Origin of the sequence: Immundisolibacter sp. (genome assembly GCF_041625615.1) — a bacterium.
Classification (GTDB): Bacteria; Pseudomonadota; Gammaproteobacteria; order Immundisolibacterales; family Immundisolibacteraceae; genus Immundisolibacter.
The window spans coordinates 20,264-36,242 of sequence record NZ_JBFJTF010000003.1 but is presented as its reverse complement, the minus strand read 5'-3'; the positions used below and the strand labels follow the sequence as shown (position 1 = coordinate 36,242).

15 protein-coding genes are annotated in these 15,979 nt (G+C 71.1%); 6 read left to right on the top strand and 9 right to left on the bottom strand.

Going from position 1 to position 15,979, the window contains the following annotated elements; translation table 11 throughout:
- The 3 genes from ABYX71_RS00515 to ABYX71_RS00505 all read right to left on the bottom strand — a co-directional run.
- Positions 1 to 1,544, bottom strand: a 1,544-nt coding sequence (locus ABYX71_RS00515; RefSeq protein WP_372693829.1) for a cation-translocating P-type ATPase, incomplete at its 3' end; no start/stop codon positions are given.
- 135 nt (positions 1,545 to 1,679) lie between these two features.
- A complete protein-coding gene (locus ABYX71_RS00510) occupies positions 1,680 to 2,441 on the bottom strand; it encodes an SDR family NAD(P)-dependent oxidoreductase (RefSeq protein ID WP_372693827.1) in 762 nt (253 codons plus the stop codon).
- A 40-nt stretch (positions 2,442 to 2,481) separates the two neighbouring features.
- Positions 2,482 to 3,072 carry a 2-hydroxychromene-2-carboxylate isomerase gene (locus tag ABYX71_RS00505; protein WP_372693825.1) on the bottom strand — a complete coding sequence of 197 codons (591 nt, stop codon included), beginning with the start codon at positions 3,070 to 3,072 and terminating at the stop codon, positions 2,482 to 2,484.
- A 117-nt stretch (positions 3,073 to 3,189) separates the two neighbouring features.
- On the opposite strand from ABYX71_RS00505, the gene ABYX71_RS00500 reads away from it, so the two are divergent.
- A complete protein-coding gene (locus ABYX71_RS00500; protein ID WP_372693823.1) occupies positions 3,190 to 4,185 on the top strand; it encodes a class 1 fructose-bisphosphatase in 996 nt (331 codons plus the stop codon).
- Positions 4,186 to 4,202: 17 nt separating this feature from the next.
- On the opposite strand, the gene ABYX71_RS00495 is transcribed toward ABYX71_RS00500, so the two are convergent.
- Positions 4,203 to 4,664, bottom strand: coding sequence for a glyoxalase (locus tag ABYX71_RS00495; RefSeq protein WP_372693821.1), 462 nt, complete (start codon positions 4,662 to 4,664; stop codon positions 4,203 to 4,205).
- A gap of 29 nt (positions 4,665 to 4,693) precedes the next feature.
- On the opposite strand from ABYX71_RS00495, the gene ABYX71_RS00490 reads away from it, so the two are divergent.
- On the top strand, positions 4,694 to 5,800 hold the full coding sequence (locus tag ABYX71_RS00490) for a diguanylate cyclase (RefSeq protein WP_372693819.1): 1,107 nt from the start codon (positions 4,694 to 4,696) through the stop codon (positions 5,798 to 5,800).
- Positions 5,801 to 5,812: 12 nt separating this feature from the next.
- Here the strand turns inward: ABYX71_RS00490 and ABYX71_RS00485 are convergent, their stop codons facing one another.
- Positions 5,813 to 6,676, bottom strand: a complete 864-nt coding sequence (locus ABYX71_RS00485) for a 2-keto-4-pentenoate hydratase (RefSeq protein ID WP_372693817.1) — start codon at positions 6,674 to 6,676, stop codon at positions 5,813 to 5,815.
- A 117-nt stretch (positions 6,677 to 6,793) separates the two neighbouring features.
- On the opposite strand from ABYX71_RS00485, the gene ABYX71_RS00480 reads away from it, so the two are divergent.
- The 4 genes from ABYX71_RS00480 (at position 6,794) to ABYX71_RS00465 (ending at position 10,550) form a co-directional block, all read left to right on the top strand.
- Positions 6,794 to 7,225 carry a MerR family transcriptional regulator gene (locus ABYX71_RS00480; protein ID WP_372693815.1) on the top strand — a complete coding sequence of 144 codons (432 nt, stop codon included), beginning with the start codon at positions 6,794 to 6,796 and terminating at the stop codon, positions 7,223 to 7,225.
- 71 nt (positions 7,226 to 7,296) lie between these two features.
- Entirely contained in the window at positions 7,297 to 7,797 is a 501-nt protein-coding gene (locus ABYX71_RS00475) for a DUF411 domain-containing protein (RefSeq protein WP_372693813.1), read from the top strand.
- Positions 7,798 to 7,887: 90 nt separating this feature from the next.
- Positions 7,888 to 9,789, top strand: a complete 1,902-nt coding sequence (locus ABYX71_RS00470) for a copper resistance system multicopper oxidase (RefSeq protein ID WP_372693811.1) — start codon at positions 7,888 to 7,890, stop codon at positions 9,787 to 9,789.
- Positions 9,789 to 10,550, top strand: a complete 762-nt coding sequence (locus ABYX71_RS00465; protein WP_372693809.1) for a copper resistance protein B — start codon at positions 9,789 to 9,791, stop codon at positions 10,548 to 10,550. The genes ABYX71_RS00470 and ABYX71_RS00465 overlap by 1 nt, the downstream gene beginning before the upstream one ends.
- Before the next feature lie 19 nt (positions 10,551 to 10,569).
- On the opposite strand, the gene ABYX71_RS00460 is transcribed toward ABYX71_RS00465, so the two are convergent.
- Genes ABYX71_RS00460 through ABYX71_RS00445 form a run of 4 tightly spaced genes read right to left on the bottom strand, consistent with a single transcriptional unit; the run spans position 10,570 to position 15,890 of the window.
- A complete protein-coding gene (locus tag ABYX71_RS00460) occupies positions 10,570 to 11,490 on the bottom strand; it encodes a hydroxymethylglutaryl-CoA lyase (RefSeq protein ID WP_372693807.1) in 921 nt (306 codons plus the stop codon).
- Position 11,491: 1 nt separating this feature from the next.
- Positions 11,492 to 13,480 carry a biotin carboxylase N-terminal domain-containing protein gene (locus ABYX71_RS00455; RefSeq protein WP_372693805.1) on the bottom strand — a complete coding sequence of 663 codons (1,989 nt, stop codon included), beginning with the start codon at positions 13,478 to 13,480 and terminating at the stop codon, positions 11,492 to 11,494.
- Positions 13,480 to 14,271 (bottom strand): enoyl-CoA hydratase/isomerase family protein, encoded by a 792-nt coding sequence (locus ABYX71_RS00450; protein WP_372693803.1) that lies wholly within the window; start codon positions 14,269 to 14,271, stop codon positions 13,480 to 13,482. The genes ABYX71_RS00455 and ABYX71_RS00450 overlap by 1 nt, the downstream gene beginning before the upstream one ends.
- Positions 14,272 to 14,282: 11 nt before the next feature.
- Positions 14,283 to 15,890 (bottom strand): carboxyl transferase domain-containing protein, encoded by a 1,608-nt coding sequence (locus ABYX71_RS00445; RefSeq protein ID WP_372693801.1) that lies wholly within the window; start codon positions 15,888 to 15,890, stop codon positions 14,283 to 14,285.
- Between the last annotated feature and the right edge of the window lie 89 nt (positions 15,891 to 15,979).

Below are 15,979 nucleotides of genomic sequence, written 5' to 3'. Positions count from 1 at the left end.
GACACCCGGCGCACGGCCAGGGCCAGCACCCGCTGGCCCTCGGCGGCAATGCGGGCGGCATGTTCGCGCCAGCGCGCGTCGTTCAGCGGCTCGCCGGCGCCGCGCTCGGTACGCTCGTCGCAGCACAGTGCCAGCAGCGCCTCGGGCGCGCCGTTGACGAACACGCAGGCGGTGCCCTCGTGGTCGTGGTGCAGCGTGGCCATGAACTTGCGGCCGGGATCGAACGGCAGCGTGTCGGTGCGTGTCCAGTGCTGGCGCGTTGCCTCGGGGTCGATCCCGGCCTTGCCGGCGAAGGTCAGCAGCGCGCCCTCCATCGGATCGCCCTCCACGCACCAGTCGCCGGCGCCGGCCTTCAGTTCGGCGTCGTTGCACAGGACGGCCGTGCGGGCCAGCTCGGTCAGCGCCGGGTGGTCGCGCGGGTCGATCACCAGGCCGTTGCGCCGCAGCTGCCCGGCCGGTTCGTAGCCGACGCCGTCGACCGTGAACACCGCGCCCTGCGTCGCCACCACACCGACGCTCATCTCGTTGCGCGTGAGGGTGCCGGTCTTGTCGGTGCAGATGACCGACACCGCGCCCAGGGTCTCGATGGCCGGCAGGCGGCGCACGATGGCGCTGCGCCGCGCCATGGCCTGGACACCGACGGCCAGCGTGATGGTCAGCGTCGCCGGCAGGCCTTCCGGGATGGCGGCCACCGACAGGCCCACCACCACCATGAACAGCTCGCCGAACGGCCAGCGCAGCACCTGGTAGCCGAACAGCAGGATCAGCGCCGCCACGGCCAGGATGAACGCGGTCAGCCAGCGCCCGAAGGTGGCCATCTGTGTCACCAGGGGCGTGGTGAGCATCGGTACGCCGGCCAGCAGGCCGCTGATGCGCCCGATCTCCGACCCGCCGCCGGTGGCCACCACCACGCCGAAGCCCTGGCCGGTGACCACCGTGGTGCCGCTGAAGGCCATGCAGGTGCGGTCGCCCAGTGCCGCCTCGGCGTCCACCGCTGTGGTCTGCTTGCCGACGGCCGCCGACTCGCCGGTCAGGATGGCCTCCTGCACGCGCAGGTCATGTGTGCGCAGCAGGCGCAGGTCAGCCGGAACCCGGTCGCCGGCCTCCAGCAGCACCACGTCGCCCGGAACCAGCTGTTCGCCGGCAACGGTCTGGCGCCGGCCGTCGCGGCGCACCGCGGCGCGCGGCGCCAGCATGCGGCGAATGGCCTGCATGGCGTGCTCGGCGCGGCGTTCCTGGGCGAAGCCGATCAGGGCATTGACCAGCACCACCGCCAGGATCACGCCGGTGTCGATCCAGTGGCGCAGCAGACCGGTGATCAGCGCGGCGCCGAGCAGCACGTAGATCAGCACGTTGTGGAACTGGGACAGGAAGTGCAGCAGCGGATGGCGCCGCGGCGGTTCCGGCAGGCGGTTGGGGCCATGACTGGCGAGCCGTCGCGCGGCCTCGGCCGAGTTCAGGCCGGCGCTGGAGCTGTGCAGCAGGTCGAGCGTCTGTTCGGCCGGCAAGGCGTGCCAGGTCGGCGCAGCGGGCGAGGACGGCATAAGGTTTGATGTTGCTGGCGCAGGCGCACACGCTGCGCCGGATCGGCCGTCAGGGCAAGGGCTTTCGGCCGAACAGTGCGCCGGCGTTGACCACAGGCAAACGCCGGCTGTCGCCGGCGCGCTGGGCGTGGCGGTTCAGCGGGCGGTCCAGCCGCCGTCGATCACCAGTTCCGAGCCGGTCATGAAGGACGACTCGTCGGACGCGAGGAACAGCACCGCCGCCGACACCTCGTCCGGGTCGGCGGCGCGGCGCTGCAGCTGCACGCCGAGCATGCGCTGCCGGGCCTCGCCCTCGGAGGTCAGCAGACCGTCCAGCATGGGGGTGTCGATAAGGCCCGGGTGGACGGAGTTCACGCGGATGTCGAACGGTGCCAGGTCCGCCGCCGCCGCCTTGGTGAGCAGCCGCACCGCGCCCTTGCTGGCGCAGTAGGCGGAAGCCAGCGCGCCGCCGACGAGGCCGAACACCGACGAGATGTTGATGATGCTGCCGCCACCGCCCTGGTCGCGCATCCTGCGGCCGGCCGTGCGCACGCCCAGGAACACGCCGCGGGCGTTGATGGCCATCACCCGGTCCCACTCGTCGGTGCCCAGGTCGAGCACCGATGTCGTGCTGTGTGAAATGCCGGCGTTGTTGATCAACACGTCGACACGGCCGAAGTGCGCGCAGGCGGCGTCGACCGTCTGCTCCCACGCGGCCTCGTCGGTTACGTCGTGCGGCCAGGCGGCGGCGTCGGCGCCGGTGGCCTGGACCGCGGCGAGGGTGTCGGAGAGGCCCGCCGGGTTGCGGTCGGTGATGGCCAGGCGGGCCCCTTCGCCAGCCAGGCGCAGCGCATGCGCGCGGCCCATGCCGGAGGCGGCGCCGGTGATGAACACGACTTTTCCGTTCACGCGTCCCATGGGTTCTCCTCCCTGTGTTGTCGTGTAGGGACCGCTGTGGTCAGCGGGCAGCACCCCGCTCGGTCAGGTGTTCGGCCAGGAAGTCGATGCGGTCGTTGCCCCAGAAGATTTCCTCGCCCACCAGAAAGGTCGGCACGCCGAACACGCCGGCCGTTTGCGCCTGCTCCCAGTACTCCTCCAGGCGCGCGCGCAGGGTCGGGTCCTCGCTGGCGGCGGCCAGTTCGTCCGGGTCGAGTCCGGCGCGCCGGCCGGCGTCACGCAGCACGTCGAGGTCGCCAATGTCGCGTCCCTCGCCCCACTCGGCGTGCATCACCTCCACCACATACTGGCGCAGGCGGCCCTGTTGCTCGGCCAGCAGCGAGCCGGCGCCGGCGCGGGTGGGGTCGGTGGTTACCGGCGGTGGGTTGAAGGGGATGTCCAGTCGGCGGCACCAGCGGCGCACGTCCTGGCGGGCGATGGGCAGCTTGCCCTTGGCCCGTTCGGGCGACGAGCGACCCTGCCAGCCGCCCAGCGGACGCCATTCGAAATGGCAGTCGAACCGGTCGAGCAGGTCGAACATCGACTTCGACGCCAGGTAGCAGTAGGGGCTGCGGAAATTGAAGAATACGGTGATCGGAACGTGTGTGCTCATGAGGCCCTCCTGTGATTGCCGTCAGGGTAGCAGGCGCCGCCGGCTGCGGGCGGTGGGGCAATCGGCTATCCTCGCCCGGCGTTCCTTCTTTGCACTACGGAAATCAAGAACAGTCACATGAGCGAGCCCGTCACCCTCAGTCAGTACCTTCGCGAGGCCGTCCAGGCCGGTCATCTGGCCCCGGCCCTGGTCGACGTGATGGAACAGATCGGTGTTGCCAGCCGCGAGATCGCCGGTGCCCTGGCGCACGGCGCGCTGGCTGGCGTGCTGGGTGCGACCGAGACCGCCAACGCGTCCGGCGAGACGCAGAAGAAGCTCGACGTGCTGGCCAACGATGCCTTCATGCGCACGTTGCCGACGACCGGTGTCGTGTCCGGCCTGGCGTCGGAGGAACTCGACGGCACCTACGCCGTCCCGGATGCCAGCGGCGGTTATCTGGTGGTGCTCGATCCGCTGGACGGCTCATCCAACATCGACGTCAACGTGTCGGTCGGGTCGATATTTTCCGTGCTGCGCGCGCCGGACGCGGCGGCGCCGGCGCAGGCCGATTTCCTGCAGCCCGGCACCGCCCAGGTGCTGGCCGGTTTCACCGTGTACGGGCCGGCCACGGTGATGGTGCTGACCTTCGGGCACGGGGTGCAGGGCTTCACCCTGGACCCGGACAGCGGGCAGTTCCGGCTGACCGCGGCGGACATCCGCATTCCCGAACGCACCAGCGAGTACGCCATCAATGCCTCGAACCAGCGCTGGTGGCAGCCGCCGGTGCAGCGCTACGTCACCGAATGCATGGCCGGCAAGAGCGGCCCGCGCGGGCGGGACTTCAACATGCGCTGGGTCGGCTCCATGGTGGCCGATGTGTACCGTCTGCTCACGCGCGGCGGCATTTTCATGTACCCCCGCGACACCAAGGATCCGGCCAAGCCGGGCAAGCTGCGCCTGATGTACGAGGCCAACCCGATCGGTTACGTGGTGGAGCAGGCCGGTGGCGGCGCCAGCACCGGTTATGAACGCATCCTGGACCTGCGGCCCGAGAAGATTCACCAGCGTGTGGCGGTGATCATGGGATCGAAGGAAGAGGTCGATCGGGTCACGCGCTACCACCACGACGGTTGAGTCGGCGCGTTTGACGCTCAGGCGGTCTCGAGGCTGGCCTGGAAGTTGAGTTCGGCGATCACGCCGTTGGGATCGACCACGAACACCTGGTGCAGGTCGGCGGCGGGCATGGCCAGCTCCCGGTACGGGATGCCCAGGGCGGTCAGGTGTGCGCGCAGGGTCGACAGGCCGCTGGCCCGAAACGCGAGGTGATCCACGCCCGGGCCTGCCGGGCCCCGCAACGCGTGGATGGGCTGCCCGAACACGTCCGCCGCGTAGCGTGCCCCGCATTCGATCAGGTGAACCACCGGCCGCCCGTCGGCGTACAGCCAGTACCCCGGTACCGTCAGCGGCGGTCGCGCGCCGACCTCCAGACCCAGCGCATCGACGTAGAAGCAGCGTGTTTCTCCAGCCGTGTGGTGCGGATGGCGCAGTGATCCGGTGTGTGCAGCGTCATGGCCCGGCCTCCTCAAGCTGGTGATCCCAACGGCCGTAAACACGCTATCTGACGTCTTTGCCGGCCGACCTCATGGTGCAGTATTCCTCCGACACGGAAATCGCCGCCGCGGCGGACGCGCTGGCGGCGGTGTTTCGCGCCATGCCGGCCTTTCCGGTGGTCGGCGACCCGACGCAGGCGGCGGCCCTGTACCGAAGCCACGACGGGTGGAGCCGGCATCTGTTGACCGGGGCCGCGCCGCCCGAGTTGCCGGCTATCGGCGGGCCAGGGCCGCAGTGGGCGCAGGCGCAGCTGTTTTTTCGCGAGCGTCGGCGTGCCGAACAGGCGCACGTGCAGCGCCGCGAGCGTGAGTACGGCGCCCTGACGCATGACCTGCTGCGTGCGCTGCGCGAGGTCAGCCATGCCACCGGGCACGCGGCCGAGGCGGTCGAGGCCACGCTCGGGCGGGTGCACGACCTGTTGGCCAGTAACGCGGTCGATCAGCTGCGCACGGAGTTCGCCGGCCTGGCGCTGCAGTTGCGTGACGTGATGGCGCAGCAGCGAGCGGCACTGGACCGGCAGCTGGCCGACCTGCACGCGCGCGTGGAATGCGCCGAGCAGGCCAAGGCGCAGGCCGAGGCCGACGTGCGCGAGCTCGGTCAGCACCTGGCGCAGATGCGCGAGGCGCTGGAGCAGGCCCGCCAGCAGATGCAGCTTGACCCGCTGACGGAGCTGTACAACCGCGGCGCCTTTGAAGCCGCCCTCGGGCGTTACGTGGAGCTGGCGCAGGCAGGTGGGCAACCGCTGGCGCTGGTGTTGCTGGACATCGACCATTTCAAGCGCATCAACGACCGCTTCGGACATCAGGCTGGCGATGCGGTGCTGCGCGCCTTCAGTGATCTGCTCAGTCGGACGTTCCTGCGGGCGGATGACTTTGTCGCCCGTTACGGGGGAGAGGAGTTCGCCATTCTGTTGTTGGTCAGTGACGCCGGCCAGGTGGAGCGGTTACTGGCGACGCTGCTTGAACGCCTGCGTGCACAGCACGTGCCGGCACTGGGCGAGGACGACCTGCTCAGCTGCTCGGGCGGCTATGCCCTGTTGCGCAGCGGCGAGGACAGCCAACATTTTTTCCGTCGCGCCGACCAGGCGCTGTATCAGGCCAAGGCCGCCGGGCGTGCCTGTGTGCAGGCGGCGGCCTGAGCCGGTTCTGTCTCAGGTCGCATCGACCGGATGGTGCAGTGACACGGCTCCCAGGCCGCCGCCGAAGTGCGCCACGGCCGTCTGTCCCGGTCGCAGGGCGTGGGCGCGGGTCAGGCCGCCGGTCAGAACCAGCTCGCCGGCCTTGAGTCCCTCGCCGCGTCCTGCCAGATGCCGAACCAGCCAGGCCACTGACGCCAGCGGCGAACCGAGCGCGGCGGCGCCCAGGCCCTGGTCGATGGTTTCGCCGTCGATTTCGAGCAGTACGCCGGTCAGGCGCAGATCGCCGACGTCCGACAGCGCCCGCGGCGCGCCGGTCAGGTAACGTGCCGCCGAGCTGTTGTCGGCGATGTTGTCCACGGCCTTGAAGCGGTAGTCCCGATAGCGACTGTCGACCACCTCCAGGGCGGGCAGCACGGCGGCGGTGGCCGCGGCCACCTGCTCGGGCGTCACCGTTTCGCCGCGCAGGTCCTGTCCGAGCAGGACGGCGATTTCCGGCTCGAGGCGTGGCTGGATCAGCGCCCCGGCCGGCAGACGGGGGGCGTCCAGACGCATGTCGGCCAGCAGCACGCCGCTGTTGGGGTGCTCGACCCCCATCTGCTCGCGCATGGCGGCGCTGGTGAAGCCCAGCTTGTAGCCGACGCGCACGCCCCCCTTGCGTTCGAGCAAGGCAGCCTGAATGGCGTAGGCATCGGTTTCGTCGAGGTCCGGCCGGGAATCGCTCAGCGGTGTGCCGGCGCGGCATTCGGTGGCGGCGCGCTGCAGTTGCGCGGCCAGTTCGGTGATGATGTCGGCGCTCAGCGGCATGAGACCCTCCTGCAAAGTCTGGCTAACAGGATAGCCGGTGCCGTCGGCCGGCAGCGGCCGAGCGGTGTCCATGGGGGCGCCATCCGGCCACTGCGGGCCGCCTGCTGACGCAGCGCGATGGCGGGCCGGCGGCTTCGGTGGCCGGGGTGTGCCGTGTATGGTGTTCTCCGCGTATCGGGAGGTTATTTCATGACGGTCAAGGAATTGGCCCGGGCCGCCGGCGTTCCGGCCAGTCGGGTGCGCTATTACGCCCGCAGCGGCCTGCTGCCGGCGGCGCGGGATCCGGACAACGACTACCGCTGCTTCGGGCCACAGGACCTGGCGCGGCTGCGCTTCATCGTCGCCGCCCGGGCGCTGGGTTTCGCCCTGCGAGACGTCGGTCGGCTGCTGGACGCGGCCGACACGGGCCAGTCGCCGTGCCCGAGCGTGCGCCGGCTTCTGGAGCGGCGTCTGGCGGCGGTGGCCGCGCAGCGCCGCGCCCTGGCGCGCGAGCACGCACGTCTGATGGCACTTCGGGCGCGCTGGCAGGTCGAACCGGATGGCCACCCGGACAGCCGGCGCCTGTGCCCGCTGCTCGACCGCGTGCCGGCCGAGCTGCTGCACGCCGCCGGCGACGGCTGAGTGAACACGGTACGGTCGAGGTGGGCCATCCTGGCCCGGTGCTGGGGTTATTGCGACAACGGAGTCGGTTGATGATGGCGTTTTCGAAGCGCGGCCTGAGGCCGCTGGGCTGGTTGGCCGGCGTGCTGGCGATCGGCGCCGTGGTAGCGCTGGCGGCGGGCTGGCTGCCGGGTGGGGCCAACGCGGCCCCGCCGATGGTGACCGTTTACAAGACCGCCAGTTGCGGCTGTTGCGTCGGCTGGGTGGAGCACCTGCAGGCCGCCGGCTTTCAGGCCGAGGTGCACGACGTGGCGGACCTGGCGGCGGTCAAGGGACAGCTGGGCGTGCCGCGGTCGCTGGGTTCCTGTCACACGGCGACCGTCGGCGGGTACGTCATCGAGGGCCACGTGCCGGCGGCCGACATCCAGCGGCTGCTCGCGCAGCGGCCGGCGGCGGTCGGCCTGGCGGTGCCGGGCATGCCGGTGGGTTCGCCGGGCATGGAACACGGCGACCGGGTCGACCCCTATCAGGTCCTGCTGTGGGGCAACGGCGAGGGGCGGGTGTTCGCGCAGTATGGCCCGAAGGCGCCCTGAGGCCGGGGCGGACTTGACCTGTGAGCCGGTGACAGCCGCAGGCTGGTCCACGGGCGCCGCCGTGGCGCGATCACGCAATCGACCTGGATCATGAGCACGACATCTGCATTGCCTGGCCGGTTCACGCGCCGGCGCCTGCTCGGTGGCCTGGCTGCCGGCGGCCTGCTGGCCGGTTTCGACGCCCTGCTGCCGGGCTGGGCGGGGCCGCTGGCCGGCGTGGTGCGATCGCGCACGCCGGGGCCGGTCGAGTTCGACCTGACGGTGGCGCGTCAGCGCATCGACATCGCCGGCGGGTCCGCCCTTGCCCACACCCTGAACGGCACCGTGCCGGGGCCGCTGATCGAGTTGCACGAGGGTCACGAGGCACGGCTTCGCGTGCACAACGCGCTCGACGAGGACACCTCGATGCACTGGCACGGCATCCTGCTGCCGTTCGAGATGGACGGCGTGCCGGGCGTGACGTTTCCCGGTATCCGGCCGGGCGATACCTTCGAGGCGCGCTTCCCGGTGCGCCAGGCCGGCACCTACTGGTATCACAGCCACTCCGGTCTGCAGGAGCAGTCCGGCGCATACGGGCCGCTGGTGATCCACCCGGCGGGCGGTTACGCGCAGCCCTTTGACCGCGATTACGTGGTGCTGCTGTCGGACTGGACCTTCGAGGACCCGTGGACGGTGCTGGCCAAGCTCAAGAAGGCCAGCCACTACTACAACTTCCAGGAGCAGACCCTGCCGCAGGTGGCGGCACAGGGGCAGTGGCGGCAGTGGCTCGCCTGGCAGCAGATGCGCATGAGCCCGACCGACATCGCCGATGTCACCGGCCACACCTACACGTACCTGATGAACGGCCAGCACCCGGCCGGCAACTGGACCGGCCTGTTCCGTCCCGGTGAGCGGGTGCGCCTGCGCTTCATCAACGCGTCGGCGATGACCTACTTCAACCTGCGCATTCCGGGGTTGCCGATGACGGTGGTGCAGGCCGACGGCCAGGACGTGCAGCCGGTCGAGACCGACGAGCTGCAGATCGCCGTGGCCGAGACCTACGACGTCATCGTCACCCCGCTGGAGGATCGCGCTTACACGGTGTTTGCAGAATCCATGGACCGCAGTGGCTACGCGGCCGGCACGCTGGCGCCGCGCCTGGGCATGGCGGCCGCCGTGCCGGCGCTGCGCCAGCGCCCGCTGCGCACGATGGCGGACATGGGCATGGACCACGCCGGTCACGGCGCCGGTGCGGCGACGGCAGGCATGGACCACGCGGCGATGGGGCATGGCGCGAGAGACCATTCCCGGGCCGCCGACCCGCACGCCGGCCACGCAATGGGGGCCGTGGCGCCAGTCGACCACGCAGCCATGGGGCATGCACCCGCCGCCGATCCGCATGCCGGACACCCCGGCATGGACCGCATGCCGCCCGCGTCCGGCCCGCGCAGCGCCAGAACCGGCATCGAGCGTGCCGCGCCGGGGCCGGTGCTGGCCCGGCACGGGGGCGATAGCCACGGCATCGGCAACCAGGCGGTGGCGATGGTGCAGCGCGACCGCACGGCCGAGCCCGGCACCGGACTCGGCGAGGTCGATCACCGGGTGCTGGTGTACGCGGACCTGCTGGCCCGCACGCCGGCCCGCGACGCGCGCCCGCCGATGCGCGAGCTCGAGCTGCACCTGACCGGCCACATGGCCCGCTACATGTGGTCCTTCGACGGACAGAAATTTTCGGAAGTCCACGGCCCGATCGTCTTCCACTACGGCGAGCGCCTGAGTCTGGTGCTGGTGAACGACACCATGATGGAGCACCCCATCCACCTGCACGGCATGTTTTTCGAGCTGGACAACGGCGCCGGTGCCTTCCGGCCGCGCAAGCACACCGTCAGCGTCAAGCCGGCCGAGCGCCTGACGCTGCTGGTGACCGCCGACGAGCCCGGCCGCTGGGCGTTTCACTGCCATCTGCTCTATCACATGCACATGGGCATGTTCCGTGTGGTGGAGGTGGCGTGATGGCCGGCCGTTGCTTTCGCCTGTGCGGCGCCTTGCTGCTGGCGGCGGGCGCGGCGGTTGCCCGCGCCAACGGGGCCGGCGACGTACCGGCCGACTGGCCGCACGCGCACGAGGACGATCATCCGTTCGGTTATTTCCTGGTCGACCGGTTCGAGTACCGCGACGACGAAGGCCCGAATCACGTCCTGTGGGACGCGCAGGGCTGGTACGGCGGCGACTACCGGCGCCTGTGGCTGAAGACCGAGGGTGAGCGGGCGGTCTCGGACAGCAACGGCGAGGTCGAACTGCAGGCGCTGTACGGCCAGCTGGTGGCACCGTACTGGGACCTGCAGGGCGGCCTGCGCTATGACCGCACGTTCGGCAGCGGGCCGGACCGTGACCGCGCGTTTGCGGTGCTCGGGCTGCACGGGGTCATGCCGTACCGCGTCGAGACCGATGCCGCCGTGTTCGTGAGCGAGGACGGCGACCTCAGCCTGCGTCTGGAATTCGAATACGAGCTGATGCTCACGCAGCGCCTGGTGCTGCAGCCGCGTGTGGAACTGAACGCCGCCGCGCAGCGGGTGCGCGCCTGGGGCGTCGGGCGCGGGTTGAACGACCTGCAGCTGGGGCTGCGCCTGCGCTACGAGATCCGGCGCGAGTTCGCGCCGTACGTCGGCGTCGAGTGGGTACGCCGGTTGGCCGACACCGCCGATCTGGCGCGCGACGAAGGCGAGCGGGTCGGCAACCTCGGCCTGGTGGTCGGTGTGCGCTGGTGGTTTTGAGGGTCTGCGGGACGGTGATTCAGCAGCTTGCGGCACGGGCGGTCAGCGCCCGCCCGGCCCGGCTGGCCGATGGCCGGCCGAGTTGTTCGCTGATATAGGCACCGGCGCGGCACAGCGCGTCCAGGTCCACACCGGTCTCGATGCCCAGCCCGTGCAGCATGTAGACCACATCCTCGCTGGCCACGTTGCCGCTGGCGCCGGGCGCGTAGGGGCAGCCGCCGAGGCCGGCCACCGAGGCATCCACGCTGCCGATGCCCTGATCCAGGCAGGCCAGGAGGTTGGCCAGCGCCTGGCCGTAGGTGTCGTGGAAGTGCAGCGCCAGGGATTGCCGCGGCGCCGATTCGCGCACCCGCCGCACCATGGCCCGCGCCTTGCCCGGCGTGCCGACGCCGATGGTGTCGCCGAGCGACACCTCGTAGCAGCCAAGATCGAACAGCGCGGCGGCCAGTTCCGCCACCCGGCCGGGGTCGGTGGTGCCCTCGTACGGGCAGCCGAGCACGCAGGACACGTAGCCGCGCAGGCGCACACCGGCCTCGCGCGCCGGCTGCGCAATGGCCGCGGCGCGGGCGAGCGATTCCTCGATGCTGCAGCGGGTGTTGTGCTGCGAGAAGGTTTCCGACGCCGCGGTGAACAGGCCGACCTCGCCGATGCCGGCGGCCAGGGCGCGGTCGAGCCCCTTCACGTTCGGCGCCAGGGCGGCGTAGGTCACGCCGGGGCGGCGTGTGAGGCCGGCACAGACCGCCTCGCCGTCGGCCATCTGCGGCACCGCCCTGGGGCTGACGAAGGCGGCGACCTCGATGTATTCCAGCCCGGCCTGTTGCAGGCGCTCGATCAGGCCGAGCTTGGCCGCCAACGGCACCGTGTCCGGGATGTTCTGCAGCCCGTCGCGCGGGCCCATTTCGCACAGGCGCATGCGCGGTGGCAGGGCGGCCGGCAGCATCTCAGGCGTCCCCGGCGACGAAGCTGACCAGCACCGCCTCGGCCGGCACGAAATCGCCGGTCTGGCCGCCGACGGTCTCGATCACGCCGTCGTGCGGGGCATGGATGCGGTGTTCCATCTTCATGGCTTCGAGCACCAGCAGCAGGTCGCCCTTGGCGACCGACTGGCCGGGCGCCACCGCCACCTGCACCAGCTTGCCGGGCAGCGGAGCGGTCAGACGCAGCTCGGCCTCGTCCTCGGCTGCCTCGGCAGCCAGCGGGTCCACGTACTGCAGGCGAACGCGCTGCGGACCGGCCAGCTCGACATGCTGGCCATGGCGCCACACGCGCCAGGCCTGCCTGCCGGCCGGACCGTCGACGGTCACGGTGTCGTCGCGCACGGTGCCGGCCAGGGCGCCGGCCTGGTCGCCACACTGCCACTGGTACCCGCCGTCGTTGCGCCCGGTGAGGGTGACCGTGTGCGAGGCGCCGTCGATGGTGTGCCACTGCACCCGACGCACGGCGGGCACGCCGACCCGGAACGGACCGGCCAGGGCCCAGGGGGTGCGGTCGTCGGCACCGGCCGGCGCGGCGGCGTGCTCGTCCACGGTCAAGCGCACGGTGGCCGCCAGCAGGGCGTCGACGGTCGGCGCGGCCGGGGCGGTGAGGTCATCGAGCACGCCTTCCAGCCAGCCGGTGTGATGGCGGACGGCGGCGAAGTCGTCGGTGGCGAGGATGCGCTCCAGCAGCGCCGTGTTGCTCGCCACGCCGACGCTGGTGGTCTCGCCCAGCATGGCCAGCAGCCGCGTCCGCGCCTGCTCGCGGTCATCGCCCCAGGCGATCAGCTTGGCCAGCAGCGAGTCGTAGTGCGGGGACACCGTGTCGCCGTGCTCGAAGCCGGTGTCCACGCGCCGGCCGGGGCCAGGCGCGGGCAGTGCCAGCGCGTCGAGCCGGCCGACACCCGGCAGGAAGCCGCGCGCCGGGTCTTCCGCGCACAGGCGCACCTCGATGGCATGGCCGTGGCGCCGGATGTCCGGCTGAGCCAGCGGCAGCGGCTCACCGGCTGCCACGCGCAGCTGCCATTCCACCAGATCGAGCCCGGTGATGGCCTCGGTGACCGGGTGCTCCACCTGCAGGCGGGTGTTCATTTCCAGGAAATAGAACGCGCCATCCGGCGCCAGCAGGAACTCCACCGTGCCGGCGCCGCGGTAGCCGACGGCCTGCGCGGCGCGCACCGCGGCGGCGCCCATGGCTGCACGCGTGGCATCCGGCAGGTTCGGGGCGGGCGCTTCCTCGACCACCTTCTGGTGCCGCCGCTGTACCGAGCAGTCGCGCTCGAAAAGATGCACCGCCGCGCCGTGCGCGTCGGCGAATACCTGCACCTCCACGTGGCGGGCATCGGTGACGTACCGCTCCAGCAGCAGCGTGTCGTCGCCGAAGGCGGCCAGCGCCTCGCGCCGGGCCGAGGCGATGGCGTCGGCAAGGCCAGCGGCACTGTCGACGCGGCGCATGCCGCGCCCGCCGCCGCCGGCCGCGGCCTTGACCAGCAGCGGGTAGCCGATCCGGCCGGCCGCTTCGATCAGGTGTGCATCGTCCGCGCCGGGTGCGTCGTAGCCGGGCACCACCGGTACGTCGGCCTGCACCACCAGACGCTTGGCGGCGTCCTTGGCGCCCATGGCCTCGATGGCCTCGGCCGGCGGGCCGACGAACACCAGCCCGGCCTGGCCGCAGCGGCGCGCGAACTGGGCGTTCTCGGACAGGAAACCGTAGCCGGGGTGGATGGCCTGGGCGCCGCTGGCACGCGCGGCTTCCAGCACGGCGCCGATGGCCAGGTACGAGTCGGTCGCCGCGGCCGGACCCAGGCGCACGGCGCTGTCGGCCAGGCGCACATGGCGGGCCTGCGCGTCGGCGTCCGAGTACACCGCCACGGTGCGGATGCCCAGGCGGCGGGCGGTGGCGATGACGCGGCAGGCGATCTCGCCGCGGTTGGCGATCAGTAGTGTATGGAACATCAGCGCATCCAGGCCGGCGCGCGGCGGTCGAAGAAGGCGGCCAGCCCTTCCTGGCCCTCGTCGGACACACGAAGCTGCGCGATCAGCGTCGCGGTATCGTGCTTGAGCCGGTCGGTGTCGGTGGCATGGCTCACCTGGTCGACCAGGCGCTTGCAGGCGGTCAGCGCCTGCGGGCCGCCGTGCAGCAGGTGCTCGATCACGGTGTTCACGGTGCCGTCGAGGGCGTCCGGCTCCACCACCTCGTGGAGCAGGCCGATGCGCAGCGCGTGTCGCGCGTCGAAGCGCTCGCCGGTGAGGAAGTAGCGGCGCGCCTCGCGCGCGCCGATGGCGCGGATCACGTAGGGTGCAATGGTGGCCGGCGCCAGGCCCAGGCGCACCTCGGTCAGGCCAAAGCGGGCGCCGTCGACGGCGACCGCGATGTCGCAGCAGGCCACCAGGCCCACCCCGCCGCCGAAGGCGCCGCCGTTGACGCGCGCCAGCGTCGGCTTCGACAGCCGGTCGAGCGTCTCCAGCAGCTGCGCCAGGCGCAGGGCGTCGGCCTGGTTCTCGGCGGCGCTGAACGCCACCATCGAGCGCATCCAGTTGAGGTCACCGCCGGACGAGAAGGCCTCGCCGGCGCCGGTCAGCACCACCACGCGCACCGCGGGGTCGGTGCCCAGGCGGCCGAGCACGGTGGTCAGCTCGGCGATCAGCACGTCGTTGAAGGCGTTGCGAACCTGCGGGCGGTTCAGGGTGACGGTCGCCACGCCGCGGTGGTCGATGGCGCAGGTCAGGGTCTGCAGGGGTTCCATGGCGCCCTCCGTTACATGCGAAACACGCCAAAGCGCGGCTCGGGAATCGGCGCGTTCAGCGACGCCGACAGTGCCAGACCCAGCACCGTGCGTGTGTCGGCGGGGTCGATGACACCGTCGTCCCACAGGCGGGCAGTGGCGTAGTAGGGGTGGCCCTGGTGCTCGTATTGTTCGCGGATGGGTGCCTTGAAGGCTTCTTCCGCCTCGGTGGACCAGCTTTCGCCGCGCGCCTCGAGGTTGTCGCGTCGCACCGTGGCCAGCACGCTGGCGGCCTGCTCGCCGCCCATCACGGAGATGCGGGCGTTCGGCCACATCCACAGAAAGCGTGGCCCGTAGGCACGTCCGCACATGCCGTAATTGCCGGCGCCGAACGAGCCGCCGATGATGACCGTGAACTTCGGCACCTGCGCGTTGGCCACGGCGTGTACCAGCTTGGCGCCGTCCTTGGCAATGCCGCGGCTCTCGTACTCGCGGCCGACCATGAAGCCGGTGATGTTCTGCAGGAACAGCAGCGGGATGCGGCGCTGGCAGCACAGCTCGATGAAGTGCGCGCCCTTCAGGGCGGATTCCGAGAACAGGATGCCGTTGTTGGCGACGATGCCGACCGGGTGGCCCCACAGGTGCGCGAAGCCGCACACCAGCGTGTTGCCGTACAGCTGCTTGAACTCCTGGAATTCGGAGCCGTCAACGAGGCGGGCGATGACCTCGCGCACGTCGAACGGCTGGCGCGCGTCGGCCGGCACCAGGCCGTACAGCTCCTGGGTGTCGTAGCGCGGCGGCTGCGGCTCGCGCAGTGGTATGTCGACCGATTTTTGCCGGTTCAGCGTGCCCACGATGTCGCGGCAGATGCCCAGCGCGTGCAGGTCGTTGCGGGCCAGGTAATCGGTGACGCCGGAGGTGCGGCTGTGCACGTCGCCGCCGCCGAGTTCCTCGGCCGTCACCACCTCGCCGGTGGCGGCCTTCACCAGTGGTGGGCCGCCGAGAAAGATGGTGCCCTGATTCTTCACGATGACGGTCTCGTCGCACAGCGCCGGCACGTAGGCGCCGCCGGCGGTGCACGAGCCCATCACCACCGCCAGCTGCGGGATGCCGGCCGCCGACATCACCGACTGGTTGTAGAAGATGCGCCCGAAATGGTTCTGGTCCGGGAACACGTCATCCTGCAGCGGCAGGAAGCCGCCGCCGGAATCGACCAGGTAAATACACGGCAGGCGGTTTTCGAGCGCGATCTGCTGCGCGCGCAGGTGCTTTTTGACCGTCAGCGGGTAATACGTGCCGCCCTTGACGGTGGCATCGTTGGCGACGATGACCACTTCCTGGCCGCACACCCGGCCGATGCCGGTGATGATGCCGGCCGACGGCGCCTCGTCGTCATACAGGCCGAACGCCGCCAGCGGTGACAGTTCCAGGAAGGGCGTGCCCGGGTCGAGCAGCGCCTCGACCCGCTCACGCGGCAACAGCTTGCCGCGCGCGCTGTGCTTGGCCTTGGCGCGTTCCGGGCCGCCCTGGGCGTATTGCGCCAGCTTGGCCTGCAGGTCTGCCACCAGGGCGCGGTTGTGGGCGGCGTTGGCCGCGAACTCGGCCGTGGCGCAGTTCAGCTTGCTGTCCAGTACCGGCACGCGGTTCTCCTCACTCGATGGCCAGTCATGGGCGGGTGCCCGCCAGACCCGGCCGACCCGGCGCGGGCCGGCGTCGGTCCCTGTCGCGG

Coding starts and splice junctions, on each gene's coding strand:
- ABYX71_RS00485 (WP_372693817.1), bottom strand. CDS start 6,676: ATGGACACCGCTCGGCCGCTGCCGGCCGACGGCACCGGCTATCCTGTT.
- ABYX71_RS00500 (WP_372693823.1), top strand. CDS start 3,190: ATGAGCGAGCCCGTCACCCTCAGTCAGTACCTTCGCGAGGCCGTCCAG.
- ABYX71_RS00455 (WP_372693805.1), bottom strand. CDS start 13,480: ATGTTCCATACACTACTGATCGCCAACCGCGGCGAGATCGCCTGCCGC.
- ABYX71_RS00450 (WP_372693803.1), bottom strand. CDS start 14,271: ATGGAACCCCTGCAGACCCTGACCTGCGCCATCGACCACCGCGGCGTG.
- ABYX71_RS00460 (WP_372693807.1), bottom strand. CDS start 11,490: ATGCTGCCGGCCGCCCTGCCACCGCGCATGCGCCTGTGCGAAATGGGC.
- ABYX71_RS00510 (WP_372693827.1), bottom strand. CDS start 2,441: ATGGGACGCGTGAACGGAAAAGTCGTGTTCATCACCGGCGCCGCCTCC.
- ABYX71_RS00465 (WP_372693809.1), top strand. CDS start 9,789: ATGGCCGGCCGTTGCTTTCGCCTGTGCGGCGCCTTGCTGCTGGCGGCG.
- ABYX71_RS00475 (WP_372693813.1), top strand. CDS start 7,297: ATGATGGCGTTTTCGAAGCGCGGCCTGAGGCCGCTGGGCTGGTTGGCC.
- ABYX71_RS00490 (WP_372693819.1), top strand. CDS start 4,694: ATGGTGCAGTATTCCTCCGACACGGAAATCGCCGCCGCGGCGGACGCG.
- ABYX71_RS00505 (WP_372693825.1), bottom strand. CDS start 3,072: ATGAGCACACACGTTCCGATCACCGTATTCTTCAATTTCCGCAGCCCC.
- ABYX71_RS00480 (WP_372693815.1), top strand. CDS start 6,794: ATGACGGTCAAGGAATTGGCCCGGGCCGCCGGCGTTCCGGCCAGTCGG.
- ABYX71_RS00470 (WP_372693811.1), top strand. CDS start 7,888: ATGAGCACGACATCTGCATTGCCTGGCCGGTTCACGCGCCGGCGCCTG.